This window comes from Nonomuraea sp. NPDC059007 (assembly GCF_042740555.1).
Lineage (GTDB): Bacteria > Actinomycetota > Actinomycetes > Streptosporangiales > Streptosporangiaceae > Nonomuraea.
In genome coordinates, this window is sequence record NZ_JBHYJD010000024.1 from 73,605 (window position 1) to 98,233 (window position 24,629).

General features: G+C 71.5%; 28 protein-coding genes and 1 riboswitch. Of the genes, 15 read left to right on the plus strand and 13 right to left on the minus strand.

Features of this window, described 5'->3' with window-relative positions; genetic code table 11:
• From ACFWY5_RS33630 to ACFWY5_RS33655, 6 genes are all read right to left on the minus strand, one after another.
• Window positions 1-2,058: a putative cobaltochelatase gene (locus tag ACFWY5_RS33630; RefSeq protein ID WP_379636666.1), complete on the minus strand. Its 2,058-nt coding sequence runs from the start codon at window positions 2,056-2,058 to the stop codon at window positions 1-3.
• The gene (locus ACFWY5_RS33635; protein ID WP_379636668.1) at window positions 2,055-2,708 is read right to left on the minus strand and encodes a histidine phosphatase family protein; all 654 of its coding nucleotides are present in this window, start codon (window positions 2,706-2,708) and stop codon (window positions 2,055-2,057) included. The genes ACFWY5_RS33630 and ACFWY5_RS33635 overlap by 4 nt, the downstream gene beginning before the upstream one ends.
• A 38-nt stretch (window positions 2,709-2,746) precedes the next feature.
• Entirely contained in the window at window positions 2,747-3,496 is a 750-nt protein-coding gene (locus tag ACFWY5_RS33640; protein WP_379636670.1) for a CbtA family protein, read from the minus strand.
• 12 nt (window positions 3,497-3,508) lie between these two features.
• Window positions 3,509-3,670 (minus strand): CbtB-domain containing protein, encoded by a 162-nt coding sequence (locus ACFWY5_RS33645; RefSeq protein WP_379611784.1) that lies wholly within the window; start codon window positions 3,668-3,670, stop codon window positions 3,509-3,511.
• 56 nt (window positions 3,671-3,726) lie between these two features.
• Window positions 3,727-3,864: riboswitch (cobalamin riboswitch) on the minus strand.
• Window positions 3,865-3,875: 11 nt separating this feature from the next.
• The gene (locus ACFWY5_RS33650; protein ID WP_379636737.1) at window positions 3,876-4,148 is read right to left on the minus strand and encodes a hypothetical protein; all 273 of its coding nucleotides are present in this window, start codon (window positions 4,146-4,148) and stop codon (window positions 3,876-3,878) included.
• Entirely contained in the window at window positions 4,097-4,414 is a 318-nt protein-coding gene (locus ACFWY5_RS33655) for a sigma factor (protein ID WP_379636672.1), read from the minus strand. The genes ACFWY5_RS33650 and ACFWY5_RS33655 overlap by 52 nt, the downstream gene beginning before the upstream one ends.
• An 88-nt stretch (window positions 4,415-4,502) precedes the next feature.
• On the opposite strand from ACFWY5_RS33655, the gene ACFWY5_RS33660 reads away from it, so the two are divergent.
• Genes ACFWY5_RS33660 through ACFWY5_RS33670 form a run of 3 tightly spaced genes read left to right on the plus strand, consistent with a single transcriptional unit; the run spans window position 4,503 to window position 6,081 of the window.
• Window positions 4,503-4,802, plus strand: a complete 300-nt coding sequence (locus tag ACFWY5_RS33660) for a YbaB/EbfC family nucleoid-associated protein (RefSeq protein WP_379611786.1) — start codon at window positions 4,503-4,505, stop codon at window positions 4,800-4,802.
• On the plus strand, window positions 4,799-5,704 hold the full coding sequence (locus ACFWY5_RS33665; RefSeq protein ID WP_379636674.1) for a hypothetical protein: 906 nt from the start codon (window positions 4,799-4,801) through the stop codon (window positions 5,702-5,704). Before ACFWY5_RS33660 ends, ACFWY5_RS33665 begins: the two co-directional genes overlap by 4 nt.
• A gap of 5 nt (window positions 5,705-5,709) precedes the next feature.
• Window positions 5,710-6,081 (plus strand): hypothetical protein, encoded by a 372-nt coding sequence (locus ACFWY5_RS33670; RefSeq protein ID WP_379611789.1) that lies wholly within the window; start codon window positions 5,710-5,712, stop codon window positions 6,079-6,081.
• Here the strand turns inward: ACFWY5_RS33670 and ACFWY5_RS33675 are convergent.
• Complete coding sequence (locus tag ACFWY5_RS33675; protein ID WP_379636676.1) at window positions 6,061-6,780, minus strand: hypothetical protein; 720 nt, start codon at window positions 6,778-6,780, stop codon at window positions 6,061-6,063. The two genes, ACFWY5_RS33670 and ACFWY5_RS33675, sit on opposite strands and share 21 nt — an antisense overlap.
• A gap of 100 nt (window positions 6,781-6,880) precedes the next feature.
• Between ACFWY5_RS33675 and ACFWY5_RS33680 the strand changes: the two genes are divergently transcribed.
• The 4 genes from ACFWY5_RS33680 to ACFWY5_RS33695 all read left to right on the plus strand — a co-directional run bounded on the left by ACFWY5_RS33680 (window position 6,881) and on the right by ACFWY5_RS33695 (window position 10,054).
• Window positions 6,881-7,618 (plus strand): hypothetical protein, encoded by a 738-nt coding sequence (locus ACFWY5_RS33680; RefSeq protein ID WP_379636678.1) that lies wholly within the window; start codon window positions 6,881-6,883, stop codon window positions 7,616-7,618.
• A gap of 68 nt (window positions 7,619-7,686) precedes the next feature.
• On the plus strand, window positions 7,687-8,589 hold the full coding sequence (locus ACFWY5_RS33685; RefSeq protein ID WP_379611794.1) for a sigma-70 family RNA polymerase sigma factor: 903 nt from the start codon (window positions 7,687-7,689) through the stop codon (window positions 8,587-8,589).
• Window positions 8,590-8,634: 45 nt separating this feature from the next.
• Window positions 8,635-9,171, plus strand: a complete 537-nt coding sequence (locus tag ACFWY5_RS33690) for an NUDIX hydrolase family protein (protein WP_184971135.1) — start codon at window positions 8,635-8,637, stop codon at window positions 9,169-9,171.
• A gap of 64 nt (window positions 9,172-9,235) precedes the next feature.
• Window positions 9,236-10,054, plus strand: a complete 819-nt coding sequence (locus ACFWY5_RS33695) for a glycerophosphodiester phosphodiesterase (protein WP_379611795.1) — start codon at window positions 9,236-9,238, stop codon at window positions 10,052-10,054.
• On the opposite strand, the gene ACFWY5_RS33700 is transcribed toward ACFWY5_RS33695, so the two are convergent.
• Complete coding sequence (locus ACFWY5_RS33700; RefSeq protein WP_379636680.1) at window positions 10,044-11,399, minus strand: hypothetical protein; 1,356 nt, start codon at window positions 11,397-11,399, stop codon at window positions 10,044-10,046. The genes ACFWY5_RS33695 and ACFWY5_RS33700 overlap by 11 nt on opposite strands.
• A gap of 144 nt (window positions 11,400-11,543) precedes the next feature.
• Here ACFWY5_RS33700 and ACFWY5_RS33705 point away from each other — a divergent pair, with 144 nt between their 5' ends.
• Together ACFWY5_RS33705 and ACFWY5_RS33710 are read left to right on the plus strand one after the other, a co-directional pair.
• Complete coding sequence (locus tag ACFWY5_RS33705; RefSeq protein ID WP_379636682.1) at window positions 11,544-12,269, plus strand: endonuclease/exonuclease/phosphatase family protein; 726 nt, start codon at window positions 11,544-11,546, stop codon at window positions 12,267-12,269.
• A 109-nt stretch (window positions 12,270-12,378) separates the two neighbouring features.
• On the plus strand, window positions 12,379-12,684 hold the full coding sequence (locus ACFWY5_RS33710) for a hypothetical protein (RefSeq protein ID WP_379636684.1): 306 nt from the start codon (window positions 12,379-12,381) through the stop codon (window positions 12,682-12,684).
• Window positions 12,685-12,824: 140 nt separating this feature from the next.
• Here the strand turns inward: ACFWY5_RS33710 and ACFWY5_RS33715 are convergent, their stop codons facing one another.
• Window positions 12,825-13,898: a calcium-binding protein gene (locus tag ACFWY5_RS33715; RefSeq protein ID WP_379636686.1), complete on the minus strand. Its 1,074-nt coding sequence runs from the start codon at window positions 13,896-13,898 to the stop codon at window positions 12,825-12,827.
• A gap of 132 nt (window positions 13,899-14,030) precedes the next feature.
• Here ACFWY5_RS33715 and ACFWY5_RS33720 point away from each other — a divergent pair, with 132 nt between their 5' ends.
• Together ACFWY5_RS33720 and ACFWY5_RS33725 are read left to right on the plus strand one after the other, a co-directional pair.
• Window positions 14,031-14,963, plus strand: coding sequence for an ATP-binding cassette domain-containing protein (locus ACFWY5_RS33720; RefSeq protein ID WP_379636688.1), 933 nt, complete (start codon window positions 14,031-14,033; stop codon window positions 14,961-14,963).
• Window positions 14,964-14,965: 2 nt separating this feature from the next.
• The gene (locus ACFWY5_RS33725; protein ID WP_379636690.1) at window positions 14,966-16,537 is read left to right on the plus strand and encodes an ABC transporter permease; all 1,572 of its coding nucleotides are present in this window, start codon (window positions 14,966-14,968) and stop codon (window positions 16,535-16,537) included.
• Between the two features lie 5 nt (window positions 16,538-16,542).
• On the opposite strand, the gene ACFWY5_RS33730 is transcribed toward ACFWY5_RS33725, so the two are convergent.
• On the minus strand, window positions 16,543-17,187 hold the full coding sequence (locus ACFWY5_RS33730; protein WP_379611808.1) for a response regulator: 645 nt from the start codon (window positions 17,185-17,187) through the stop codon (window positions 16,543-16,545).
• Window positions 17,139-18,209, minus strand: coding sequence for a sensor histidine kinase (locus ACFWY5_RS33735; RefSeq protein WP_379611809.1), 1,071 nt, complete (start codon window positions 18,207-18,209; stop codon window positions 17,139-17,141). The genes ACFWY5_RS33730 and ACFWY5_RS33735 overlap by 49 nt, the downstream gene beginning before the upstream one ends.
• Before the next feature lie 107 nt (window positions 18,210-18,316).
• Between ACFWY5_RS33735 and ACFWY5_RS33740 the strand changes: the two genes are divergently transcribed.
• A complete protein-coding gene (locus ACFWY5_RS33740) occupies window positions 18,317-19,042 on the plus strand; it encodes an ABC transporter ATP-binding protein (RefSeq protein ID WP_379636692.1) in 726 nt (241 codons plus the stop codon).
• Window positions 19,039-21,210: an alpha/beta fold hydrolase gene (locus tag ACFWY5_RS33745; protein ID WP_379636694.1), complete on the plus strand. Its 2,172-nt coding sequence runs from the start codon at window positions 19,039-19,041 to the stop codon at window positions 21,208-21,210. The genes ACFWY5_RS33740 and ACFWY5_RS33745 overlap by 4 nt, the downstream gene beginning before the upstream one ends.
• Here the strand turns inward: ACFWY5_RS33745 and ACFWY5_RS33750 are convergent.
• The gene (locus ACFWY5_RS33750; RefSeq protein WP_379636696.1) at window positions 21,205-22,146 is read right to left on the minus strand and encodes an NAD(P)H-dependent flavin oxidoreductase; all 942 of its coding nucleotides are present in this window, start codon (window positions 22,144-22,146) and stop codon (window positions 21,205-21,207) included. The genes ACFWY5_RS33745 and ACFWY5_RS33750 overlap by 6 nt on opposite strands.
• 10 nt (window positions 22,147-22,156) lie before the next feature.
• Window positions 22,157-22,810, minus strand: coding sequence for a phosphotransferase (locus ACFWY5_RS33755; RefSeq protein WP_379636698.1), 654 nt, complete (start codon window positions 22,808-22,810; stop codon window positions 22,157-22,159).
• Window positions 22,811-23,026: 216 nt separating this feature from the next.
• On the opposite strand from ACFWY5_RS33755, the gene ACFWY5_RS33760 reads away from it, so the two are divergent.
• Both ACFWY5_RS33760 and ACFWY5_RS33765 read left to right on the plus strand, forming a co-directional pair.
• On the plus strand, window positions 23,027-23,863 hold the full coding sequence (locus ACFWY5_RS33760) for an ABC transporter ATP-binding protein (RefSeq protein ID WP_379611814.1): 837 nt from the start codon (window positions 23,027-23,029) through the stop codon (window positions 23,861-23,863).
• Window positions 23,864-23,885: 22 nt separating this feature from the next.
• Window positions 23,886-24,629, plus strand: a complete 744-nt coding sequence (locus ACFWY5_RS33765; protein ID WP_379611815.1) for an ABC transporter permease — start codon at window positions 23,886-23,888, stop codon at window positions 24,627-24,629.

Sequence of the window (24,629 nt, forward strand, 5' to 3'; positions counted from 1 at the left end):
TCAGCTCGCCTTCCTGTGCTCGCGGACCACCGTTCCCAGATCGTCCAGCGTGACCACCTCGGCGGCCAGCCGGGCCGCCAGCCGTACGGCGAGGCCCAGCCGGACCGGACCGCTCTCGCAGTCGACGACCACGCACGCCACGCCCCTGAGCAGCCCGGCCGCCGCGTCCACGTCACCGCCCGCCGTCGCCCGCCCGTCGGTCACCACCACGACCAGCGGACGCCGGTCGGGATCGCGCATCCGCTCGACCCGCAGCACCTCCGCCGCCCTGGCCAGCCCCTCGGCCAGCGGCGTACGCCCGCCGGTCGGCAACGACCGCAACCGCGCCGCCCCCGCCTCCACCGACGACGTCGGCGGCAACGCCACCTCCGCGCCCCTCCCCCGGAACGTCACCAGCCCCACCTTGTCCCTGCGCTGGTAGGCGTCGAGCAGCAGGCTGAGCACCGCCGTCTTCACCGCGGTCATCCGCCTGCGCGCGGCCATCGAGCCGCTCGCGTCGACCACGAACAGCACGAGGTTGCTCTCCCTGCCCTCCCGCACGACCTCGCGCAGATCGCCGCCGCGCAGCAGCAGCCCGGCTCCGGTCCGGCCCCGCTCCTTCTGGTACGGCGCCGCCGCCAGCAGCGTCGCCGGCAGGTGCAGATCCTTCACCTTGCCGTGCGGCACCCGCGCCCCGGTCGCCCTGCCACGCGGCGTACGCGCCCGCGACCTCCGCCCCGAAGCACCCGCCCCGAGCCCTGGCACCTTCAACACCGGCACCCGATAGGGCGCCCCCACCCCAGCCACCGCCACAACCCCGGCCCCAGCCTCATCCCGCGCGTCGGGCCCCGGCTCGGCTCCTGGCTCGTCCCTCTGGCCGGCCTGGGAGTTGTGCCCGGCCTCCCCCTGGTCAGGCTGGGAGTTGTGCCCGGCCTCCCCCCGGCCCGGCGCCTCCCCCTGGTCAGGCTGGGAGTTGTGCCCGGGGTCGGGGTCGCCCTGGTGGCCGGGGCCGTCGGGGTCGGGCGGGGTGTCCGGGGTGTCGCCGCCGTCCGGGTCGTCGTCGCCCCGGTGGCGGTCCAGGAGTTCCTCCAGCAGGTCCTCGTCCAGCCCCGGCGCGTCGAACGGGTCCCGGCGCCGCCGGTGCGGCAGGGACAGCCGGGCCGCCACCCGCACGTCCTCCTCCGTCACCCGGTCCCGCCCCTGCCAGGCCGCGTGCGCCATGGCCGCGTTCGCCGTGACCAGGTCGGCGCGCAGGCCGTCCACCTCGAACCCCGCGCACACCGCCGCGATCTGCAGCAGCCGGGCGTCGGGAAGGACGACCCCGCCGCTCAGCAGCGCCCTGGCCCGCAGGATCCGCTCGCCGAGCGCGGACTCCTGGGCGGTCCATCGCGCCACGAACGCCTCGGGTGAAGCGTCGTAGGCCATGCGCCGCCGTACCACCTCGGCCCGTTCGTCCGGGTCCCGCGACGCCTTCACCTCGACGGTCAGTCCGAACCGGTCGAGGAGCTGGGGGCGCAGCTCGCCTTCCTCCGGGTTCATGGTGCCGACCAGGAGGAAGCGGGCGGCGTGCCGTACCGACACGCCTTCGCGCTCGACGTAGCAGGTGCCGAGCGCGGCGGCGTCGAGCAGGAGGTCCACGAGGTGGTCGTGCAGGAGGTTGACCTCGTCGACGTACAGCACGCCGCGGTGCGCGCCCGCCAGCAGTCCCGGCTCGAACGCCTTCACGCCTTCGGTCAGCGCGCGTTCGACGTCGAGCGAGCCGACGAGCCGGTCCTCGGAGGCGCCGACCGGCAGTTCGACCAGGGAGGCGGGCCTCCGGTGGCGTTGTTCGCCGGGGTCGTGCGGCCCGTCGGGGCAGTCCGGGTCCGGCGCGGCCGGGTCGCAGGCGAACCGGCAACCGGCCACCACGTCCACCGACGGTAGCTGGGCGGCCAGCGCGCGGACGATCGTCGACTTGGCGGTGCCCTTCTCCCCGCGGACGAGCACGCCGCCCACCCGGGGCGAGACGGCGTTGAGCACCAGCGCCAGCTTCAGGTCGTCGAGCCCGACGACCGCGCTGAACGGGTAGGTGGCGATCAAGAGGTGACCTTCCGGTGTTCGAGGGCGTCCCGGTTGACGTGGGCGACCCGCCAGCCGCCGCGGGTGACGGCCAGTTCGGTGGTGGACAGTGGCGCGAGGTCGAAACGGGCGGCGTGCAGCGGGGGCAGGCCGAGCGCGTGCCCGAGCGCGGCGCGGATGGCTCCCGAGTCGCAGATGACCAGGAACGGCCGCCCGCGCCGGCCGTCGAACCTGGCCCGCGTCTCGTCGAGCCACCCCGTGACGCGCGCCGTCATCTGGTCGAGGCTCTCGCCGCCGTGGGGCGCCGCGCCGGGGTCGGCGAGCCAGCTCGCGAGCGCGTCCGGCTCGTCCTGGGCGACCCTCGTGTACGGCAGGCCGCCCCACCGGCCGTGATCGGCCTCGGCCAGGGCGTCGACCACGATGGGCGCGAGCCCCATGGCCGAGGCGGTCTGCAACGCGGCCACCGACGGCGCGACGAACGCCGCCCCCGCCTGCCCGGCCGTCAGCATCTCCCCAAGCTCCGCTTCACGGGGCTCGTCCCGGTCGGGCCGGGTGCCGGGTCCCGCGTATGACGCCGTCCTGGCCAGGTCGGCGGTCCCGGCCAGAAGGGCGGCCTTCGCCAGGCTGGCGCGATCGGCCTGCTCCGGTGCGGGGAAGCAGGCTGTGCGCATGCCTGGTGTGCTGGCATGCCGTACGAAAAGCACTCCGCTCAGCTCGGTGCGGCGGCCGGGACGGCGGCGGTGGTCCGGCGGGCGGCGCGCTCGCCCGCCCAGGCGAACAGCGCCCCGAACGCCGCCCAGAACACCAGCTGCGTCCCCAGCGACGCGAGCCGGAACTCCCACAGCAACGTGGCGGGAAAGCCCGCGGGCACCTCGTCGACCCGCGGCAGCAGCGCCAGCGCGGCGACCACCGGCACGAGGAAGGTCACCACGGTGACGCTCCAGCGCGCCCACGGACCGCCGGTGACCCGGCGCCCGCTCGCGACCGCGATGGCGACGGCGGCCAGGCCCACCAGCACCATGACCACGTAGAGCAGGGTCCGGCTGCCGATCGTGTGGGGGTCGCCGACGGCGGGCGGATTGGCGGGATATTTCAGGAACGGCAGCAGGACGATCGCCAGAAAGGCCGTGCCCGCCGCGGCGAACGCGAGCGCGGGGTCCGACCTGGGGCCGACCCGGCCGCGCAGCCCGGCCACGACCAGGCCGAAGATGCCGCCGACGGCGAGGCCGTAAAGGCCCGTCGCGAGGAACAGCCCGGCCTTCTGCACCGGCCGGCTGACCTCGGCCTCCTCACCATGATGATCGTCGGCCGGCGCGGCCGGCGCGGCCGCCGCCGCGGCTTCTTCCAAGGCGATCGCGCTGTCCACGTGGGGCTCCCCCGCCAGGAAGGCGAAGGCGCCCGCGAACAGTCCGGCCAGCAGGCCCAGGAGCAGACCTCTGACCACAAGGGTGCGCACCATCGTGCCCGGCCCCTAGTGGCAGGGCACGCCGAGCAGGTGACGCCCGTCGTGCATCAGCTCGTGCAGGAAGGTACCGGTCTGCGAGACCGCGCCGTTGTCCATCAGAACCAGGTACGCGATCAACAGGAACAACGGCACGCTCAGCAACCAGGGCCGCAAACGGGGAAAGGGCACGGACGTCGAAGTGGTCCCACCACTCATCAAGGCCTCCTCAGGGATGACGCGTCCCAACAGGTGAGGTCACGGCCGTTAGGTGACCTGGCTCCCGGGATCTACGTCCCGGATACAGTGGCGCGTCCGCACCGGCATCTCACCGGATTTCCCCTGACAGCCGTGAAATCTACCGGAACGTATCCTTTCCTCCGGTTCTCGTCAACAGTCACGTGATCTTCGAAAGGTCGATGATCACGGTTTTGCCCCCGAGCGGATAGTGAACGAGCCGGCCGTCGCCGACGCCCGGTTGAACGATCTGCATCCCGCCATCGTCACCGGGCCGGGTGCCGAGGTCTCCGGAGCGGCCCGTGGCCAGGTCGAGCAGCGCCTGACCGCCGCCGGCCGAGTCGAGCCGCACCGTCATGAACCGGTCCGCGGCGAGTCCGATCACAGGGGCCTCGGGCAGGTCCCGCTCCTGTGTGCCGTCGCGCAGGCGCATGAAAACGGTCCGGTCCGGCCTGTGGCCGACGCAGGTGAGTACGCCGCACCGCACCCAGATCTCGCCCGCGCGCGTTTGCCGCGCACCCGCGACCAGGCCCGATGCAACCTGATCAGCGCCTCCTGGGTCAGGTCGGCCGCGTCGTGCGGGTTGCCGCTGAGCACGTATCCATAGCGCAGGAGCGCGTCGGCGCGCTCGGCGACGAACGCCGCGAAGTCGTCCACCCTGGCCTCACCCTTCCTCGGTCCATCACATCCCAGACGCACGGAGGCCGGATTCTGTTGAATGTGAGGTGAAGCGCTTTACCTACTAGTTCAGTTGCCATTGCCGGTGTCACGATCTACGTTGGGCCGAATGACAGACGAGCTGGACCGGATGTTCGCCGAGTTCCACGGGGAGATCGCCCGACTCCAGGGACTCCAGCAAGAGATCGAGCGGGTACGCGGCCGCGGTGAGGCCGCCGAGGGCCGGGTCGTCGCCGAGGCCACCATGACCGGCGCCCTGGCCGGGCTCACCATCGACCCCCGCGCCATGCGGCTCGGCTCCGACGAGCTGGCCGCCGCCGTCCTCCAGGCCGCCGCCGCTGCCGCCCGCGATGCCGGTGACCAGGCCAGGGCGCTGGCCGAGCCGTTCACCCCCGACGTGCTGCGATGAAGATCAACCCCACCCGCGCCTCCATCTACGGCTTCGGTGCCCTCGGCATCACCGCCTTCGTCTTCCAGATGCTCGCGGTCGACTACCCGGAAGGCGACCCCGACCGCGCCCGCCAGGCCCGCGACACCTGGCTACGGCTGGCCGAACGCGTGGAGAAGAGCTCGGGCAACACCTACCCCGCCGCCGAGTCGGTCTGGCGGCGCAACAGCGGCGAAGGGGTGGACGCGTTCAAGCGGACCGTCACCGAGGGCCTGTACCCGATGCCGCCGGCCCTCGGCTACCCCGGCAAGCTGGCCGCCGCCTGCCGCGCGAACGCCGAGGCCTGCGACGACTTCGCGGAGATCGTCGAGACCGTACGGCACGCCTACTGGACCATGGCACTGGCCAACCTCGCCAGCTTCATCTTCATCACCACGTTCCCGTGGCAGGCGGGGGCGGCGTACCAGATCACGCAGTTCCTCATGCGCAGGGCGCAGGCGAAACTGCTGTCGAAGCTCCTGGAGCACGCGGTCGCGCGGGTCGTGCTGGCCAAGCTGACCGAGTACTCGATCGGCAGCGCCTTCTTCGCCATCGGCGACGTGGGCGTGGTCGCCGGGGTCAAGGCGGCGCGCGGCGAGGACCCGGGCTCTCTGGGCGACAACGCCCGGCAGGCGCTCAAGGAGTTCGCCGCCTCGGTGGCCTTCTACGGCGCCTTCGACGCGGCCATGCCCGCGGCCAGGGCGATGACCAAGAACCTCGACCTGCAGTACTTCGTCGGCCGCATGGCCGGCGGCTCCGTCGGCTACGGCCCCAGCTACGACGCCATGAACGGCCAGGGCGGCGAGGACCTGATCCCGACCTGGAAGGAAACGCTGGGCCGGATGCTCCTCTACTTCACGATGGCCCACAAACCCGCGGGGTGAGCAGGATGGAAATCGACCGCGCCCGGCTGCGCGCCGTCGCCGAGGCTTACGACACCGAGCGCCGCGACCTGGCCGACCACGTACGGCGGGCCGCCGCGGAACTGACCGCCATCGGCGCCTTCTGGGGCGGCACCCAGGAGGGCGTCACGTTCTTCAAGGGCGACGGCGGCGCCCGCGGCTACGAGGCCCACACCGACCAGATCGCCAAGGGCCTGGTCCATCTGGACGAGGCCCACGAGCAGCTCGCCGAGCGCCTGCGCCTCATGGGCGACCTCGTCCGGGTCGCCAACTGGGACAGCATCGCCGACCTCCTGTCCAAGCTCCCCGAGCCGGACGAGAACCCCAAGGTCTGGGGCTCACCCGCTGAGCCCGAGTAGGAACGCCGCCGGGACGGCCGCGACGGTGAGCGCCACCACCCACCACCGCGGCGCCGGCCCCGCCTGCCTCAGCACGCTCACCCCGAGCGGCGCCATGGCCACGACCAGACCGGCGACGGCGAGCAGGGACGGCAGGTCGGTGCTGCCCTTGAGCACGCCGAGCGGCAGCCCGGTGGCCAGCGCGAGCGCGACGCAACGGGCCACCCCGGCCGCGCCGGGACCGAACGCCTTCGCGCGGAAGGCGCCGACCGCCAGCACGATCCAGCCCGCCATGATGACGACGTTGACCGCCTTGAAGACGTGGAAGGCGCCGTAGGTGCCGGCCACGGCCCTCTGCGCGGCCTCAAGCCCGAGCGCGTCGACCATCTGGAACGCCAGGTGGCCGGCCCCGGCGTGGAAGACCCGGCCGAACAACCCGAGCACCACCAGCGTCACGCCCCACCGCGCCCAGCCGGGGTGCGTGGCGGAGATCCGCCGGGCCAGCGCGACCGCGGCCGGCCACAGAAGCACGAGCCCGGCGGCGAACAGGCTGTAGGACAGGGTCATCGTGCCGGGCTGCCGGGCATAGGCGGCGAGCTGGCCGGGGAAGAAGTCGTCCTGGCCGATCCGGGTCAGTACCCCGGCGAGGAGCAGGAGCGGGCCGAGCAGCAGCCCGGCCGCCTCGACCCACGGGCCGGGGAGAGAGTGTGTCCGCGTCATGCCGATCATTCAATCGGCGCAGGTCAGCGGGCACATTGGCACAGAGGCGAGTATTCCGGGTACACCTAGCACTACCCCCCGGCCGGTCGTTGGGGGGTAGATGGGGCACTGGTTCGCCCGGGAGATCGTCGACGCGGGGAAGCTCCGGCTGTTCTGCTTCTTCGTGCTGTTCCTGCTCACGTTCCTGTTCATCAGGTTCAGCGTCCGGATGATCAGGAAGCGGGTGCGGTGGTGGCCGGGGAATGTCACCCCGGGCGGGATGCACATCCACCACGTGGTGTTCGGGCTGGTGTTCATGTGCCTGGGCGGGATCGGCGGGCTGGCCGTACAGGATGGAAGCTCTCCGCCCGCGGGGGTGACCGCGGCGGTGTTCGGCGTGGGGGCGGCGCTCGTGCTCGACGAGTTCGCGCTGGTCCTGCATCTGCAGGACGTCTACTGGACCGAGCGGGGGCGGCTGTCGGTGGACACGGTGTTCATGGCGCTGGCGTTGTGCGGGCTCGGACTGCTCGGGATCAGCCCGCTGGAGGTCGACGAGTTGTTCACCGGCCAGGACCTGATCAACGGCGGGCTCGTCGTCACGGCGAACATCCTGTTCGCGGTGCTCAGTCTGAGCAAGGGGAAGATCTGGACCGGGCTGATCGGGGTCTACCTCACCCCGCTCGCGCTGGTCGGCGCCATCCGGCTGGCCAGGCCGGGCTCGCCGTGGGCGCGCTGGCGGTACCGGGAGGGGTCGCGCAAGCTGCGGCGGGCCGAGTGGCGCGAGCACAGGATCCGCGAGCCGATCGAACGGTTCAAACACACGGTTCAGGACGCGATCGCCGGCCGGCCCACCCCTTAGCCCTGATGGCGTTTTTTGCCCCGTACATTGGACGTCGCCCTTGACGACGGACCGCGAAAGAGTGACCGATGAACGACAACGACCTGCTCGCGGCCCGGTTCGAGTCGCATCGCGGGCACCTGCGGGCCGTGGCCTACCGCATGCTGGGCTCGCTCAGCGAGGCCGAGGACGCCGTCCAGGAGGCGTGGTTCCGGCTCAGCAGGACCGACGTGAGCGACGTCGAGAACCTCGCCGGCTGGCTCACCACCGTCACCGGGCGGGTCTGCCTCGACATGCTGCGCTCACGCGAGTCCCGGCGCGAGGACCCCATCGGTGAACGGCTGCCCGACCCGATCGTGAGCGTTGGCGACCACGTCGACCCGGAGCACGAGGCCCTGCTGGCCGATTCGGTCGGGCTGGCGCTGCTCGTGGTGCTCGACACGCTGGCGCCCGCCGAGCGGCTGGCGTTCGTGCTGCACGACATGTTCAGCGTGCCGTTCGAGGAGGTCGCGACAATCGTCGAACGCTCCCCCGCCACCACCAGGCAACTCGCCAGCCGGGCCCGCCGCCGGATCCAGGGCGCCCGCGTCGCTCCCGACCCCGACCTGGCCCGGCAGCGCGAGGTCGTCGCCGCGTTCCTGTCCGCCGCCCGGGACGGCGACTTCGGGGCGCTGGTCTCCGTACTCGACCCGGACGTGGTGCTGCGCGTCGAGGGCGCCGACGTGCCGATCGGCACGCTGCGGGTGATCCGCGGGGCCGCCGAGGTGGCCGGCCAGGCGATGTCGTTCCGCGCGATGGCGGACCGCTACGTGCCGGTGCTGGTCAACGGGGCCGTGGGCATGATGTCCGCACCGAACGGCAAGCCCAAGATCGTCGCCGCGGTCACCGTCTCCGGCGGAAAGATCGTGGCCATGGACATCCTCGCCAGTCCTGAGCGCCTGCGCCGCCTCGCCTCCTTGCCCTCGCTGCCCCGCGACCAGGACCGACGTTGACCCCGGCTGCCAGCCTCGCGGCCGGGGAGGACGTACGATCAGCGGGTGACCGAAAAGACCGAAACCGTACCTGGCTGGCTCGCTCCCGAAGAGCTGGAGTCGATTCGCGGACGCATGCCGATCCTCTACATCGACGCCGTCCCCGTGCGAGTCGACGAGACCGGTGTCGTGACCCACGTCGGCCTCCTGCTGCGCATCAGCTCCGACGGCGAGGTCAGCCGGGCGCTGGTCTCCGGCCGGGTCCGGCACCACGAACGGGTCCGCGACGCGCTGATGCGGCACCTGGAAAAGGATCTCGGGCCGGTGGCGCTGCCGAACATCCCGATCTCGCCACAGCCGTTCACGGTCGCGGAGTACTTCCCGACGCCGGGCGTCACGCCGTACCACGACCCGAGACAGCACGCGGTCTCGCTGGCCTACATCGTCCCGGTGTCCGGTGACTGCCGCCCGCGGCAGGACGCGCTCGACCTCGTCTGGTTCACTCCCGAGGAGGCGTCGTCCCCGATGGTGCAGCAGGAGATGGCCGGCGGGCAGGGCGTCCTGCTCAAGCAGGCACTAGCACATGTGGGACGCTTGACCTGATTTGTAAGCGACGCGTCACTCTGCGCTTAACTCGGAGTCACGTTAGCCTGTCAAGCTCGGTCGCATGCGACGACTGGGCTTCATCATCGTGACCGCGTTGACGACCCTGACGACCCTCACGCCGGCGGTCTCCGCCGCCGCCGACCCCACCAACGTCGCCCATCGGGGCGCCTCGGCCGACGCCCCGGAAAACACCCTCGCCGCCTTCAGGCTCGCCGGCCGGCAGGGCGCCGACATGTTCGAGCTCGACGTCCGCGAGACCAAGGACCATCAGCTCATCCTCCTGCACGACCCCACGCTGACCAGGACCACCAACGTCGAGAACGTCTTCCCCGACCGCGCGCCGTGGCCGCTGAGCGCCTTCACCCTGGATGAGATCCGCAGGCTCGACGCGGGCTCATGGTTCGGTTCCGGTCACTCCGGCGAACGTGTCCCGACCCTCGGCGAGACCCTGCGCACCATGAAGGGCCGCGGCATGGGCCTGCTCCTGGAGATCAAGGACCCGGACCAGTACCCCGGCATCGAGCGTCGCGTAGCCGCCGAACTCCGCAGGAACTCCTGGTGGCTGCAGCCCGGCCGCCTGGTCGTCCAGTCCTTCGACTGGCGCTCGATGCGTACCTTCCACCACAGGATGCCGCGCATCCCGGTAGGCCTCCTCGGCACCCCCGCGGTGAGCCAGCTCCGCACCCTGTCCCGCTACGCCACCCAGATCAACCCGCCCTACCAGTACGTCACCCGGGCGTACGTCAACCGCATCCACAGGCTGGGCATGAAGGTCTTCACCTGGACCGTCAACGACCGCGCCGAGTGGCGCCGCCTGGCCTCCCAAGGCGTCGACGGCATCATCACCGACCGGCCCGGCATGGCGGGACTCACTCCTTGACCGGAATCCGCCGCACCCGCATGATCTCCGCGCCCTCTCTCCGCCACCCCTCCCCTTCTTCGGTACGGCCCAGCCGCCGATAGACCTGCCCGAGCACGATGGCGATCCTGCCCCGGGTGAGCTCGTCATCGTGCGCCAGGCCGGCGGCCGCCTCCAGCACGTGGGCCGCCTCCTGGTTCCGCCCGGCGGCGGCCAGCGCCCGTCCTCGCTGGTAGGTCAGCAGAGCTTTGCCCTGGGCGTCCCCCAGCACCTCATAGGCCCGAACGCCCTCGTCAAAACGTTCAGCCGCGGCGTCGGGATTGCCCCGGGCCAGTTCGAGCAGCCCCCGCGTCTCGACCATCACCGCCCGCACCTCAGCCACCTTCCGCGCAACAGCCCCACCCTCAGCACCCCCACTCCCCACGACCCCCGCGCCACTGGCGCTCCCGGTGCCCCCAGCGCCCTCAGCACTCCCGGCGCCCTCAGCACTCCCCGCGCCCCCGGCGCCCCCTGCGGCCCCGGCGCTCCCAGCGCCCCCGGCGCCCTCAGCGCTCCCAGCGCTCCCGGTGCTCCCGGTGCTCCCGGTGCTCCCGGTGCTCCCGGTGCTCCCGGTGGTTGTGGCGTTTTCTGGGTTTTTGTTCCCGGAGCTTTCGGTGCCCGTGGGCTCTGGTGCCTTGGCCAGGTCGGCTGCCCGGTCCACCTCGGCGGCGGCCTTGTCCAGTTCGGTCGCGGCCGCCGAGAAGTCCGACAGCTCGATCAACGCCCTGGCCGTCTGATCACGCATCCGCGCCTCAGCCGCCCAGTCACCCAGCCGGTGCGCGGACAGGGTCCCGAGCCTGCTGGTCTCCAGCCAGTCGGCGTAGTGTTTGCGGTTGGCATAGAGCGCCCACATGGCCTCGGCGCTCCGCCGTACCAGCTCATCCCACCCCGCGGTGGAGGCCTGCCGCAGCAACGCCAGCAGATTCCCCCGCTCACTCTCCAGCCAGTCCAGCGCCTCGCCAGGACCGTCGAACACCCCCGGCTCCCCAGGACGATCCAGGACCAGGCAGTGAGCGGCGGTGACCATGCGCGAATACCAGGCCACCGCCCGCCGCAAAGCCTGGTCCCGCTCGGCCGCGGGCTCCCCTTCGGCGGCGTGCGCCGCGTGCCCCCGGACCAGCTCATGCAGCCGGTACCGCTCGGGCAGCGCCTCCACCACCAGGTACGTCTCCAGAAGCGCCCCGATCAACGGCCGCACCTCACCACCCGCGAGCGCGCCGGCCAGAGCAGCGGTGAAATCGCTCCCAGGCAGCAGCCCCAGCAGCCGGTAAAGGCGCGCCGCGTCGGGCGGCAGTCCGCGATACGCGGTCTCGAACACCGCTTCCACAACGGGTTCCCTTCCGCGGCGAACCGGCCGGGGCGTTGCGGACCCCGATGGTCGCCACGGAAGAAGTCTCGCGTTCACCCACAACAAGAGCAAGACCGCTTGAATAGACCGTGAATTCCCACCCCGGATCGAGAGGTCAAAGCCATGATCCGCGTCGCCACCCTGAACGTCTGGGGCAGGCAGGGCCCCTGGCCGTCCCGCCTGGCCCTGATCCGCCAGGAACTCACCGACCTCAGCCCGGACGTCATTGGCCTCCAAGAGGTCTGGCGCCACAAGGGCCGCTGCCAGGCGGAGGAAATAGCCGGCGACCTGGGCTACGAAATCGCCTACGCCCCCGCCTTCACCGCCGATGACGGCCGCATCCAGGGCAACGCCATCCTGACCCGCCTCCCCATCCGCGACCAGCACCACGTCCCCCTCCCCGTAGGAGGCCACGAGCCAAGAGCCCTCCTCTACGTCCAGGCCGGCGACCTCCCCGTCTACGTCACCCACCTGAACTGGCAACCCGACCACAGCGCCATCCGCCAGGAACAGGCCCGCTTCATCACCGCCCACATGACCGGTTCCCCCGCGGTCCTGCTGGGCGACTTCAACGCCACCCCGGACTCCCCCGAAATCCAATACCTGAGCAGCCATTTCACCGACGCCTGGACCAGCACCGGCGACGGCACCCCCGGTGACACGTTCTCCCGCGACAACGCCTTCGTCAGCCAGTACGACGACGAACCCACGAGACGCCTGGACTACATCTTCACCAGCGCCCACCCGGCCCGAACCTGGCTGACCTTCACCACTCCGAAAGACAACATCTGGCCCTCCGACCACTACGGCCTCGCCTGCGACCTAACCCTCGCGGACCTCGACCAGTAGCGGCATACGCACCGTTTGGCCAGCTCAGCATGGCACTACGGAAAGTAGCGAATTGAATGCGAGGGGTGAAGGCTGGTGAAGTCCATCCCAACGACAGAAGGGAAACCTCATGCGCCCGATCCCCCTCATGCTGGCAGCCGCCGCCGCGACGCTCGCGTTCGTCGGCACCGGCCCCGCCTTCGCCGCACCAGGCGTCGTGTTCCTCCACTCGCCGAGCGGCGTGCAGAAGACCGTCGAGAACCCTCAGCCTCAAGAGTGCCACGTGGGCACCGGGCCCGGCTCTCTCGTACGCAATGCCACCGAGGGCACCATCCTGATCTTCCCTGACTCCGCGTGCCGGACCAGGATCTTCAACCCGGTCGAGCCCGGCGAAGTCCGGGTGGACAACGTCGGCAGCTTCATGGCGCTCGACTGACCGATGACGCCGGACCAGGCGGCCACGGTGAGGGCGGCCGCCTGGTCCGGTTCTGCTGTGTGTACTGGTGCGGAGCCTCACGGCCCTGGCCATCGAGCTGGGCGACAGCGTGATCAGAACGGGCGGAGCGGAGCTCCTTTTCAGATTTCGCAGTTGGTTTCGGTGTCTGGGTCGGGGCCGCCGTCGCAGTCGTCGGCTGTTCCGGTGCCGCCGTCCAGGTGGTCGGTGCCGTAGCTGCCGCGTAGCGTGTCGTTGCCTGCTCCGGCTTCCATGGTGTCGTTGCCTGTTCCGCCGTTGAGGGTGTCTGTCAGTGGGCCGCCGTACAGGGTGTCGTTGCCGCTGCCGCCGGTCAGCGTGTTCGCTCCTGGGCCGCCGTAGACCGTGTCCTGGCCGGCGTCGCCGTACAGGATGTCGTTGTCCCAGTCGCCGAACACCTCGTCGTCGCCGGAGCCTCCGGAGACTGTGTCGTTGCCCTTGACGCCGCTGACGAAGTCGTTGCCTACACCGCCGTAGACGCTGTCGTTGCCGTCCCAGCCCATGATGGTGTCTTCGCCTGCGCCACCGCTCAAGACGTTGGCGGCGGCCGTACCCTCCAGGTGATCGTTGCCGGAGCCGCCTGTGACGTTCTCGATGCCGGGCAGGCCGTCGTTCTCTCCTGGTTCGCCGCATGGGCACGCTGTCAGCTTCACCGTCACGGCGGCCGTACGGGAGGCGTAGCTGACGGTGTCGGTGCCGGTGCCGCCGTCGATGGTGTGACGGCCTGGCCCGGAATGGATGACGTCGTTGCCGGTGCCGCCGCTCACCAGGGAGCCGATGCTTCCCGGGTAGCCGTACGCTATGTCGTTTCCGGCTCCGAGGCCGATCAGGGCGTGGTTGGGGCCGGTCGGGTTGACGATGTCGTCCAGGTCGCCGACGTCGATGATGAGCTGGCCGCTGAACGTGGCGGCGGCCGTGCATTCGACGAGTGTCAGGTCGGCCGGGTCGGGGTGGGCGCAGCCGTTCAGCGGAGTGATGGGGACGATGTCGTCCACGAGGTAGGTGTCGGCGTCCGGTGCGGTGAAGGTCACGTGGTTGACCTGGCCGGGCGCGGCCTTGTACTCGAGTTCGCCGGACATTACTCGGGCGAAGGCGTCTACGGCGTACGCGGGCGTGGCGCCGAGCGCTACTAGGAGGGCCGCTGTGGCGGCCATGGCTAACGTGCTGGCTGGTCTCATGGTCGGACTGTGCGCCCGTCCCATTGCTCCGGACTTGCAGGCCGCTGACAGTTAGGGCGGATGCCCGATACCGCCGGAAGCCCGGGAAATCTAGCGTTTTGACCTGCAAGAATTCCCGCTTCGAGGAGCGACATGAACACCGCGATAGCCGTCCAAGGGCTTCACAAGAGCTTCGGCAAGGCGCCCGCGCTGAACGCGCTCGACCTGACCGTCCACACCGGCGAGGTGCACGGCTTCCTTGGCCCGAACGGCTCGGGAAAGTCGACGACGATCCGGATCCTGCTCGGGCTGATGCGGGCCGACTCCGGCTCCGTACGCCTGCTGGGCGGCGACCCCTGGAAGGACGCGGCCGAGCTGCACCGGCGGCTGGCGTACGTGCCGGGCGACGTGAGCCTGTGGCCGTCGCTGACCGGCGGCGAGGTGATCGACCTGCTGGGCCGGATCCGGGGCGGCCAGGACCGGACGCGGCGCGCGGAGCTGCTGGAACGCTTCGAGCTCGACCCGCGCAAGAAGGCCAGGACGTACTCCAAGGGCAACCGGCAGAAGGTGGCCCTGGTGGCCGCGTTCGCCTCCGACGCCGAGCTGCTCATCCTGGACGAGCCCACCTCGGGCCTGGACCCGCTGATGGAGGCGGTCTTCCAGCAGTGCGTGGCCGAGCAGAAGGCGCTGGGCCGCACGGTGCTGCTGTCGTCGCACATCCTGTCGGAGGTGGAGGCGCTGTGCGACCGGGTGAGCATCATCCGCGCGGGCCACACGGTCGAATCGGGCACTCTGTCCGAACTTCGCCATCTCACCATGACCCAGATTTCCGCCGAAATTTCGGGGAAAATCCCGGCGCTCCCCACCGCCCGCAACCTCACCACCAACGGCCGGAAGATCAGCTTCCAGGTCGACGACCAGGACCTCGACACGACCATGCTGACCCTCGCCCAGTCCGGCATCGTCAGCCTGACCAGCACCCCGCCCTCCCTCGAAGACCTCTTCATGCGCCACTACGCGGCCGAGAAGCCCAGCCACTCCGTGACCGAGAGAAGCAGCCACTCCGCGGCCGGGAAGGGCAACTGATCATGCACGGCACCTGGACCCTCATCAAGCTCGTCATCCGCCGCGAACGCCTCATCACCCCCGCCTGGATCCTCCTGCTGGCGATCGTCGCCGCCGGCCAGGCCAACAGGTACGCCCAGACCTTCTCCACCCCCCAGTCCATAGCCGACTTCGCCCGCGAGATGACCGTCAACAAGGCGCTGACCGCCTTCGCCGGCGAGGTCTACTCCCCCACGATCGCCGGCATGGCCGTCTGGAAGAACGCCGACCCCATCTACACGATCCTCGCCCTGATCGCGATCCTCACCGTGATCAGACACACCAGGGGCGAGGAGGAGTCCGGCCGCGCCGAACTGGTCGGCGCCGGTGTGATCGGCCGCCTGGCCCCGCTGACCGCGGCGCTCGCCGTGGCCGCCACCTCCATGCTGCTGGCGGGGTTCGTCACCGCGTTCTCCATGATCATGCTCGGCTTCGACGTCACCGGCTCGCTCGCCTTCGGCGCCGCCATCACCGGCGTCGGACTCGTCTTCACCGGCGTAGGCGCGCTGGCCGCCCAGCTCACCGAGGGCGCCAGGACCGCGATCGGCCTGGCGGCCATGGGCCTCGGCCTGTCGTACCTGCTGCGCTTCGTCGCCGACGGCGGCGCGGGGACCGCGATGAAGTGGGCCTCACCGCAGGGCTGGTCGCACCTGGTCCAGCCGTACGCCGCCAACAACCTGGCCGCGCTCCTGCCCAGCCTGGCCCTCACGCTGGCCACGATGGCCGCCGCCTACCGGCTCAACGCCCGCCGCGACCTCGGCCACGGCATCCTCGCCCAGCGTCCCGGCCCGGCGCACGCGCGCCACCTGTCCTCCGCACTGTCCCTGGCCTGGCGCCTGCACAAGGGCCTGCTGACCGGCTGGAGCATCGGCTACGCCGTCGCCGGCCTGGTGCTCGGCGCCCTGGCCCTGTCCATCCCCGAAGTCTCCCGGCAGGGCGCCGCTGTCGAGGAGTTCCTGCGCCGCTACACCGGCTCCCCCGAGGCCGGCATGACCGACGCGTACCTGTGGCTGATCAGCCTCTCGCTCGGCTACGTCGCCGCCCTCTACCCCCTGCTCACCCTGCTACGGCTGCGCGCCGAGGAGGCCACCGGCCGCGCCGAACTCCTGCTGGCCCACCCCGTCGGCCGCCTGCGCTGGGCGTGGAGCCACCTGGTGTTCGCGCTGGCCGGGCCGGTCGTCATCCTGGTCCTCGCGGGCCTGGCGATGGGCGTGGCCGTCGGCGATCCGCTGTCGGTGCTGCCCGGCACGCTGGTGCAGGTTCCGGCCGTCTGGGTGCTGGCCGGGGTGGGCGTGCTGGCCTTCGGGGCGCTGCCCAGGGCGGCCGCCGCGATCAGCTGGACGGCGTTCCTGTTCGTCAACCTCTTCGGCGAGGTGCTCGGCCCGATCATCGGGATCGACTACTGGATCGCCAAGTACTTCGTCCCCTTCCCCAACCTGCCGATGGTCCTGTCGGGCGAGGCGTTCAGCGCCGTTCCTCTTCTGATCATGACCGCGCTCACGGCCGCGCTCACCGCCGCGGGACTGACCGCACTCAACCGCAGGGCCCTGGTCTGAGTACGTCAGGACTCCAGGTAGGCCAGAACCGCCAGCACCCGGCGGTTCTGGTCGTCGCTGGGCGGCAGCCCGAGCTTGGCGAAGATGCTGGACGTGTGCTTGCCGATCGCCTTCTCGGTGACCACCAGCCGGGCGGCGATGGCGTGGTTGGACAACCCTTCTGCCATCAGCCCCAGCACCTCCCGCTCCCGCGGCGTCAGGGCGGCCAGCGGCTCGTCCCGCCCGCGCCGGGTGAGGAGCTGGGCGATGACCTCGGCGTCCATGGCGGTGCCGCCGGCGGCGACCGTACGGACCGAGTCGACGAACTGCTCGACGTCCCCGACCCGGTCCTTCAGCAGGTAGCCCACGCCACCGGATCGGTCGGACAGAAGCTCGTGGGCGTAGAGCTGCTCCACGTACTGCGACAGGATCAGCACCGGCAGCCCCGGCACCCGGCGGCGGGCCTCCAGGGCGATGCGCAGGCCCTCGTCGGTCTGGGTGGGCGGGAGCCGTACGTCGACGACGGCCACGTCGGGGCGGTGCTTGAGCAGGGCGGCGAGCAGCATCGGGCCGTTGTCGACCGCCTCGACCACGTCGAAGCCGTGCGTGGACAGCAGGCGGATCAGGCCGTCCCGGAGGAGTGCGAGATCTTCCGCGATGACAACACGCACGGCAACTCCATGGTCAGTTCGGTCGGCCCGCCGGCGGGGCTGGCCACGGTGAGGGTGCCGTCGAAGGCGGACAGGCGGCGTTCGATGCCGAGCAGGCCCGTCCCGGCGGAGGGTCGCGCGCCGCCCCGGCCGTCGTCGCGGACGGTGAGCCTGATCCGGTCGCCGGGGTAGCGCAGCCGTACCCAGGCGCGGGTGGCCTGGCTGTGGGCGGCCACGTTGGAGAGGGCCTCGGCGGCGGCGAAGTACAGCGCGGACTCCACCGGCGCCTCGGGACGGCCGGGCAGGTCGAGGTCGAGTTCGACCGGCACCGGGCAGAGCATCGCGGCGGCCCGGATGGCGCCGGTGAGGCCGCGGTCGGCGAGCACCGGCGGGTGGATGCCGCGCACGAGGCCGCGCAGGTCGTCCAGCGCTTGGGCGGCCGAGCGCCAGGCCTCCTCGACGAGTTCGCGGGTCTGGGCCGGGTCGGTGCTCTTCCTGGCCAGGCCGAGGTTCATGCGCATGGCGATGAGCCTGGCCTGGGCGCCGTCGTGCAGGTCGCGTTCGATCCTGCGCAGTTCCGCGGCCTGCGCGTCGACGGCGGCGGCGCGGGAGGCGGTCAGCTCCCTGATGCGCCGCGCCTCGGGCGTCTCGCCGAGCAGCACCAGCGCCAGGTAGTCCTGGACGCGCAGGGAGGTGTAGGCGGTCAGCGCGCTGAGCAGGGTGATCGCGATGATCGACAGCGTGAACGCGATCGTCAGGTTCTTCGACGGGTAAGGGGTGTAGACCCTCCAGATGACCCCGATCATCGAGAGCATGCTGCCGATCGCCAGGGCGGTGCCGGGCCCGAGCACCCCGTGAGCCGCCAGCCAGGCGATGACGCGCAGGTCGCCGGGGTCCGGCTCGCGTACCCGGCCCAGGGTGCGGGCGGCGCGCAGGATCGGGCGCGGCGCGAACGGCAGCGCGAGCAGCAGCGCCAGCGCCGCCACCCCCGTGAGCACGTTGCGCGCGGCGCGCACCGCCCAGCCCCGTCCGATCCTCTCCACTCCTGCAGTCTGCCCTCTCCCCGGCGGTGCGTCGGTAGGCCTAGGCCTACCCCCGGAGTGGGAGTGCGCCCATGGCCTGCGCGTACGCGGCGCGCGAGCCTGGAGCGGTGATCGAGATACACGGGCTCACCATCAAGTACGGCGCCGCCGTCGCCGTGGACGACCTGACCTTCGCCGTGAAACCCGGCCAGGTCACCGGCTTCCTGGGACCCAACGGCGCGGGGAAGTCGTCCACGATGCGCGCGGTGGTCGGCCTGGAGGCGCCGCACGCGGGCGTCGCGCTGGTGGACGGCCGGCCGTACGGGATGATCGGCAGGCCGCTCGAGCAGGTCGGCGCGTTGCTGGACGCGTCCGCCGCGCACGGCGGGCGCACGGCGCGCGCGCACGTGGCGTGTGTGGCGCGCAGCAACGGCATCGGCGCCCGGCGGGTGGACGAGGTGCTGGAGCTGGTGGGCCTGGCCGGGGTCGCGGGGCGGCGGGTGGGCGGGTTCTCGCTCGGCATGCGGCAGCGGCTCGGCATCGCGGTGGCGCTGCTGGGCGATCCGGGGGTGCTGATGTTCGACGAGCCGGTCAACGGGCTTGATCCGGAGGGGATCCGGTGGATCCGCGGGCTGCTGCGCACGCTGGCCGGGGAGGGCCGCACGGTGCTGGTGTCCAGCCATCTGATGGGCGAGATGGAGAAGACGGCCGCGCACGTGGTGCTCATCGGGCGGGGGCGGCTGATCGAGGACACCTCGATGGCCGCGCTGGTCGGGCGGTTCGGGTCGCTGGAGGACGCGTACATGGAGCTGACGGAGGCGAGCGTGGAGTTCGCGGCGGGGGGACGGGCATGATCGGGGACGCGATCGCGGCGGAATGGATGAAGTTCCGCACGCTGCGCTCGAACCACTGGCTGCTGGCGGCCTCGCTGCTGTCGGTGCTGATCAGCGTCGGGCTGGCGGCCATGGTGGTACGCGGCTTCGCCGGGCAGGATGCGGCGGATCGGATGCGGTTCACCAGCATCGGCGACGGGCTCGGGCCGGGGTTGCAGGTGGCGCTCTTCGTCATGGGCGTGCTGGGCGCGCTGGCGGTGACCGCCGAATACTCCACCGGGCAGATCCGGACGAGCCTGACGGCGGTGCCGAAGCGGCAGGTGCTGTTGCTGGCCAAGGTTCCGGTGCTGCTCGGGGTGGGGCTGGTGGCCGGGCAGGTGCTGGCGTTCTCCATGCACTACGGCGCGATGGCGGTGCTGGGCGGGCACGCCGGGCAGGTGCTCATGGACGGGCGCACGCTGGGCACGCCGCTGTCGGAGCCCGGCGTGCTGGGCGGCGTGCTGCTGTCGGGCGTGGCCATCGGGCTGGTGACGCTGGTCGGACTGGGCATCGGGGCCGTGGTGCGCTCCACGGCCGCGACGCTGGTGGTCCTGATCATGATCGTGCTCGTGCTGCCGACCGCCGCGGCCACGCTGCCGCAGCCGTGGCAGGCGCGGGCCGGCTCGGTCATGCTCGACCGTCTCGTGGGCGACGGGCTGCTGCCGCCGGTCGCGGCGCTGGCGCTGCTGCTGGCCTACCCGGTCGCGGCGCTGAGCGCGGGTGCGGTCGCGATCGCGCTCCGGGGCAGAAGGACGCACCCGATGATCGCCGGGCTCGCCGCCACCGGCGTCCTGCTGGCCATGGTCGTCGTGGTACGGCCGGCGCAGGCCTCGGACTTCGCCTGGAAGCCCTGCAAGAAGGACATGGAGTGCGGGGCCGTACAGGTGCCCGTGGACTGGAACAAACCGCAAGGGCGAAAGATCACCCTCCCCCTGGTACGGCTGCCCGCCACCGGATCCCACCGCCGGATCGGCACCCTCTTCGCCCTGCCCGGCGGCCCCGGCGGTTCCGGCATCGAGGACCTGGAGAAGAAGGGCGCGGTCTTCGCCCAGCTCCGCCAGCGGTTCGACGTGGTCAGCTTCACCCCGCGCAACGGCCTCGACCTGGGCGTCCTGTCCAAGGACTGCCTGCTGGGCGGCCCCTGGATCCGGCTGCCGTCCAACGAGGCGGAGTTCGATCGCCAGGCCGCGGTCAACCGGGCGGCGGCCGAGAAGTGCCGCGCCCAGGACCCCGAGCTTTTCGGCAACCTCAGTTCGGCCTCCGTGGCCAGGGACGTCGAGGCGATCAGGATCGCGCTGGGCGAGGAACGGCTCAGCCTCCTCGGCACCTCCTACGGCGGCGTCACCGCCACGAACTACGCCCGCCTCTTCCCCTCAAGGGTCCGCGCCATGGTCCTCGACGGCGCGGTCAACCTGCTGAACGAGCGGCGCCTGCGCCACCAGGTGATGGAAGGGCAACTCGTCAAGTTCGCCGCGTGGTGCGCGGGCACCACCGAGTGCGTGCTGAACGGCCAGGACGTGGCCAAGGCCTGGCGGGAGGTGGCCTCGGCCGAGCGCATCCCGGTCAAGGGCCGGGAGGTCTCCTACGACGGCTTCGACGTCCAGATCGCCGCCGGGCCGCACTTCATCTCCCCCGGTACCGACCACTTCCGCTGGAAGGAGCTGGCCAAGGCGATCGTGCTGGCCAGGTCCGGCGACGCGTCCGGCTTCGCCGACTACGTCAAGGCGGGCACCGGCAGCCTGAAACCGCCGTCGCCGGTCGGCATGAACATGACCCACTGCCTCGACGGCGTCGGCTTCCGCGAGTACGCCGACTTCACCGAGGCCAGGAGCCGCAACGAACGGCTGGCGCCCAGCTACCCGCGGCACGAGCTCTGGCACGGGCTCGCCTGCCCCGGCTGGCCCGAGCCGCCGGGGAACCCGCCCCGGCCGCTGCCGTCCACCGGCCTGCCGCCCCTGCTCGGCGCCGCGAGCTGGACGGAACCCGACGTGGACGATCTGGTGCGGCAGGTGCCGGGCTCGGCGACGATTCGCTTCGACGGCCACGGTCACGGCCTCTACCTCAGTGCGGAGCCCTGCACGATCGGGCACGTCAACAGGTATCTCACCTGGCTGAAGCTGCCTCCGCCCGGGGCCGTCTGCCGGTCATGACCAGCGGCGCAGGAGCGCCTCCGCCTCGGCGAAGCCGGCGACGACCGCGGCGGCCGGGCGCTCCTCGCGCACCATGCCGGCCGCCTGGCCGGCGTAGACGCAGGCGGTGTCGTAGTCGCCGGCGGCGCGGGCCGTCCTGAGCTCGGCCGCCGCCTGCTCGTCTTCGGCCAGTTCGTCCTCGCGGCCGTGCCAGGTGTCGAAGAACCGGTTGCGGAGGGCGCGGCCGCCGTACTCCCAGGGCCAGGCGAGCCGCTGGGCCACGTCGAACACCCGCCCGTAGGCGGTGTCCTCCTCACCCGCTTCGAGAATCCGCCGCTTGGCCGGGGCGGACCCCCGCGCCTCCGTACAGGCCAGGAACGCCGTTCCCACCCAGGCGCCCTCGGCGCCCGCGGCCAGGACGGCGGCCAGTCCCCGCGGGCCCGCGATGCCGCCGGCGGCCAGCACGGGCACGCTCACCGTGTCCAGCACGCTCTGCAGCAGCGGCAACGTGGCCACCGTGTCCCTGCCGTGCCCGCCGCCTTCGCCGCCACGCGCCACGACGGCGTCCACCCCGGCGCGCTCGGCCTCAACGGCCTCCCGCGTGGTCCCGGCCTGGGTCACCACGACGATGCCCGCCGACCGCAAGGGCTCCACGTACGGCGCGTAGTCCCCGAAACTCACCGATACCAGGCTGGGCCGCGCCGCGATCACCGCCTCCACCTGCGCCGGGTTCCGCGGGAGCGTCCACGCCATGAGCCCGATCCCGAACGGCAGGCCGGCGGCGAGCGCCGCCTGCTCCGCGATCCACTCCGGCGGGTCCGACGGGCCCACCCCGAACATCCCCAGAGCCCCGGCTCCGGACACGGCCGCCGCCAGCCGTCCCCCGCCCGCACCGGCCATCGGTGCCCCGACCAGGGGCACCTCCCGTCCGAACCGCTCGGTCACCCAGGTACGCATGCACCCCAGGCTAGAGGGTGAGGAGGGCGGTGATCCTGGCGCCTTCCGCCGCGTCCGTGTGTTCGTGGTCCCTGCGGCGCGTTCCCAGAACCGGGAGGTAGCGGCGGGCCGCGTCGGTGTCGACGTGGTCGAGGAAGGCGGCCAGCAGGTCGGGGCGCAGTTCCTCCAGCGCCGGGTCCAGCGGAGCCGAGGCCAGCACGATCCACGTCGAGGCCACGTCCGCGGCGGCGGCGCCCCTGGCCGCGTCGGCCCAGTCGATGACGATGGGGCCGTCGGCGGTCAGGAGCACGTTGGCCGGATGGAGGTCCAGGTGGAGCAGGCGGTTGCCGGGGCAGCCGTCGGCGGCCGGCAGCCAGCCGGGGGCGCGGATCGCGCCGAGCCTGGTGAGCAGGCCGGCGAGCAGGCGGCCGTGGCCGGGCAGGTGGTTCGGGTGAGCGCGGGCGTCGTCGGCCACGCTCACCCCGTCGAGGTGCTCCATGAGGATGTCGGGGCCGTCGGCGTCGTACACCTCGGGAGCGGGGAAGCCGTGCCGCCGCGCGTGCCGCATGATCGACGCCTCGCGCTCAAGGCTGCGGCCGTCGCGGGCGCGCCGGATGACCTTGCCGGAGCCGGAGGCCAGGATGTGGCAGTCACGGCCGGAAGCGATCAGGTTTCCCGCATGCATGCCATTAATCCTAAGCACGGATCGACAAAAGCCGCACTGGCCAGAAATTGCGGTAACTAGTGGTCAGTGACATCGCCTACCTGGCCTGATGTCCGGTATTCGCAGAGAACTTCCTGCCATAAGCCGCCTAATGCATATGGGGCTATGGTGGCGACGACAGCCGATTTAAATCGAATTATTGGGCTGCATTCAATAAGGCACCTGAGGAGGTGCGCGTTGCTGGAAGTAGTCGATCTTGTCAAGCGTTATGGCCCGGTCACGGCATTGGACGGTTTCACCCTGAGCGTCGCGTCCGGCGAGATCGTCGGACTCGTCGGGCACAACGGTGCGGGGAAGACGACCTTCGTGGAGATCGTCTCCAACCTGCTGCGCCAGGACAGCGGCCACGTGACCATCGACGGCAAGCCGCCGGCCGACGTGCGCGGCCAGGTCGGTGTGGCGCCCCAGCACATCGCGCTCTATCCCACCGTGACGGTCCGCGAACACCTGGTGTTGTTCGGCCGGCTCGGCGGGCTGCGCCGCGCCGCCTTGGACTCCGCCATCGACGACCTCGCCGTACTGCTCCGCCTCACCGATCTGATGGACCGGCGCACCGGCCGGCTTTCCGGCGGGCAGCAGCGCCGTATCCAGGCCGCGACCGCGCTCATCCACCGCCCGCGGCTGATGCTGCTGGACGAGCCGACGGCGGGCGCCGACCTGGAGACCAGGCAGGCGATCCTCGACGTCGTCAAGCAGCGCGCCGGCGAGGGCGCCGCGGTCGTGTACACCACCCACTACCTCCCGGAGATCACCGAGCTCCAGGCCACGATCGCGGTCGCCCGCGACGGCCGCGTGATCGCCCGGGGCACCTACGACGAGCTGATCGAGGGCCTGCCCGGCGAGGTACGCCTCACGCTGGACAACGAGGAGGAGATCAGCGTCTCCACCACGGAGCCCACGGCCACGCTCATCGACCTGCTCAACCGGGCCGAGCGCCCGGTCAGCGCGGTCGACCTGCGCAACCCGTCCCTGGACGACCTCTACCACTCGCTGGCGGCCCGCGATGCTTCTTGACGCCGCTCCCCGGGCGGGGGGCATGTTCTACCGGATCGCCGCCATCGCGCGGCACAACTGGATCGTCCGCCTGCGCGACCCCGGCCAGATCATCAGCTACATCGCCATGCCGATGGTGCTCATGCTGGTGCTCAAGCCCCTGTACGTCAGGGCGCTGGACGCCGGCTCCACCCAGGTGGCCACCGGCCTGATGGTGATGTTCTCGGTCTTCGCGATCGGGCTGGCCGGCAACTCCATCCTGTCGGAGCGCACCTGGCGTACCTGGGACCGGCTGCGGGTCAGCCGGGCCCCGGCGGTCGAACTGCTCGTCGGCAAGACGTTCCCGATCTTCCTGGTCATGGTCCTGCAGCAGACCATCCTGGTGATCTACGGCGTGATCGCCATCGGCCTGCCGTTGCCCGCCGAACCCTGGTGGGTGGCGCTGGCCATCCTCATCTGGGCCTTCGCGCTGCTGGCGATCGGGGCCGCGCTGGCCACGCTGGTGCGCAGCCACGGCGAGCTCAGCGTGATCTCCGACGTGGGCGCGCTGACGCTCAGCTCGCTCGGCGGCGCGCTGGTGCCGCTCAGCATCATGCCGGAATGGGCGCAGATCGCCGGTCACGCCTCGCCCGGGTACTGGGCGCTCACGATGCTGCAGGCCGCGGTCGCCGGCAACGAGTCGGCGATGCTGCTGCCCGCCTCCGTCCTGCTCGCGATCGGCCTGCTGGCCGGCGCCTTCGCCGCCCGGCGGCTGGCCCGCGGCTGGAGCCGCGGCAAGTTGATGTAA

What these genes read in the sequence shown, in the direction of transcription:
- ACFWY5_RS33635 (WP_379636668.1), bottom strand. Translation starts at nt 2,708, where the DNA reads ATGCGCACAGCCTGCTTCCCCGCACCGGAGCAGGCCGATCGCGCCAGC.
- ACFWY5_RS33640 (WP_379636670.1), bottom strand. Translation starts at nt 3,496, where the DNA reads ATGGTGCGCACCCTTGTGGTCAGAGGTCTGCTCCTGGGCCTGCTGGCC.
- ACFWY5_RS33650 (WP_379636737.1), bottom strand. Translation starts at nt 4,148, where the DNA reads ATGCGCCTGCGCGACGGCACACAGGAGCGGGACCTGCCCGAGGCCCCT.
- ACFWY5_RS33660 (WP_379611786.1), top strand. Translation starts at nt 4,503, where the DNA reads ATGACAGACGAGCTGGACCGGATGTTCGCCGAGTTCCACGGGGAGATC.
- ACFWY5_RS33665 (WP_379636674.1), top strand. Translation starts at nt 4,799, where the DNA reads ATGAAGATCAACCCCACCCGCGCCTCCATCTACGGCTTCGGTGCCCTC.
- ACFWY5_RS33670 (WP_379611789.1), top strand. Translation starts at nt 5,710, where the DNA reads ATGGAAATCGACCGCGCCCGGCTGCGCGCCGTCGCCGAGGCTTACGAC.
- ACFWY5_RS33675 (WP_379636676.1), bottom strand. Translation starts at nt 6,780, where the DNA reads ATGACGCGGACACACTCTCTCCCCGGCCCGTGGGTCGAGGCGGCCGGG.
- ACFWY5_RS33680 (WP_379636678.1), top strand. Translation starts at nt 6,881, where the DNA reads ATGGGGCACTGGTTCGCCCGGGAGATCGTCGACGCGGGGAAGCTCCGG.
- ACFWY5_RS33685 (WP_379611794.1), top strand. Translation starts at nt 7,687, where the DNA reads ATGAACGACAACGACCTGCTCGCGGCCCGGTTCGAGTCGCATCGCGGG.
- ACFWY5_RS33695 (WP_379611795.1), top strand. Translation starts at nt 9,236, where the DNA reads ATGCGACGACTGGGCTTCATCATCGTGACCGCGTTGACGACCCTGACG.
- ACFWY5_RS33705 (WP_379636682.1), top strand. Translation starts at nt 11,544, where the DNA reads ATGATCCGCGTCGCCACCCTGAACGTCTGGGGCAGGCAGGGCCCCTGG.
- ACFWY5_RS33710 (WP_379636684.1), top strand. Translation starts at nt 12,379, where the DNA reads ATGCGCCCGATCCCCCTCATGCTGGCAGCCGCCGCCGCGACGCTCGCG.
- ACFWY5_RS33715 (WP_379636686.1), bottom strand. Translation starts at nt 13,898, where the DNA reads ATGAGACCAGCCAGCACGTTAGCCATGGCCGCCACAGCGGCCCTCCTA.
- ACFWY5_RS33720 (WP_379636688.1), top strand. Translation starts at nt 14,031, where the DNA reads ATGAACACCGCGATAGCCGTCCAAGGGCTTCACAAGAGCTTCGGCAAG.
- ACFWY5_RS33725 (WP_379636690.1), top strand. Translation starts at nt 14,966, where the DNA reads ATGCACGGCACCTGGACCCTCATCAAGCTCGTCATCCGCCGCGAACGC.
- ACFWY5_RS33745 (WP_379636694.1), top strand. Translation starts at nt 19,039, where the DNA reads ATGATCGGGGACGCGATCGCGGCGGAATGGATGAAGTTCCGCACGCTG.
- ACFWY5_RS33750 (WP_379636696.1), bottom strand. Translation starts at nt 22,146, where the DNA reads ATGCGTACCTGGGTGACCGAGCGGTTCGGACGGGAGGTGCCCCTGGTC.
- ACFWY5_RS33755 (WP_379636698.1), bottom strand. Translation starts at nt 22,810, where the DNA reads ATGCATGCGGGAAACCTGATCGCTTCCGGCCGTGACTGCCACATCCTG.
- ACFWY5_RS33765 (WP_379611815.1), top strand. Translation starts at nt 23,886, where the DNA reads ATGTTCTACCGGATCGCCGCCATCGCGCGGCACAACTGGATCGTCCGC.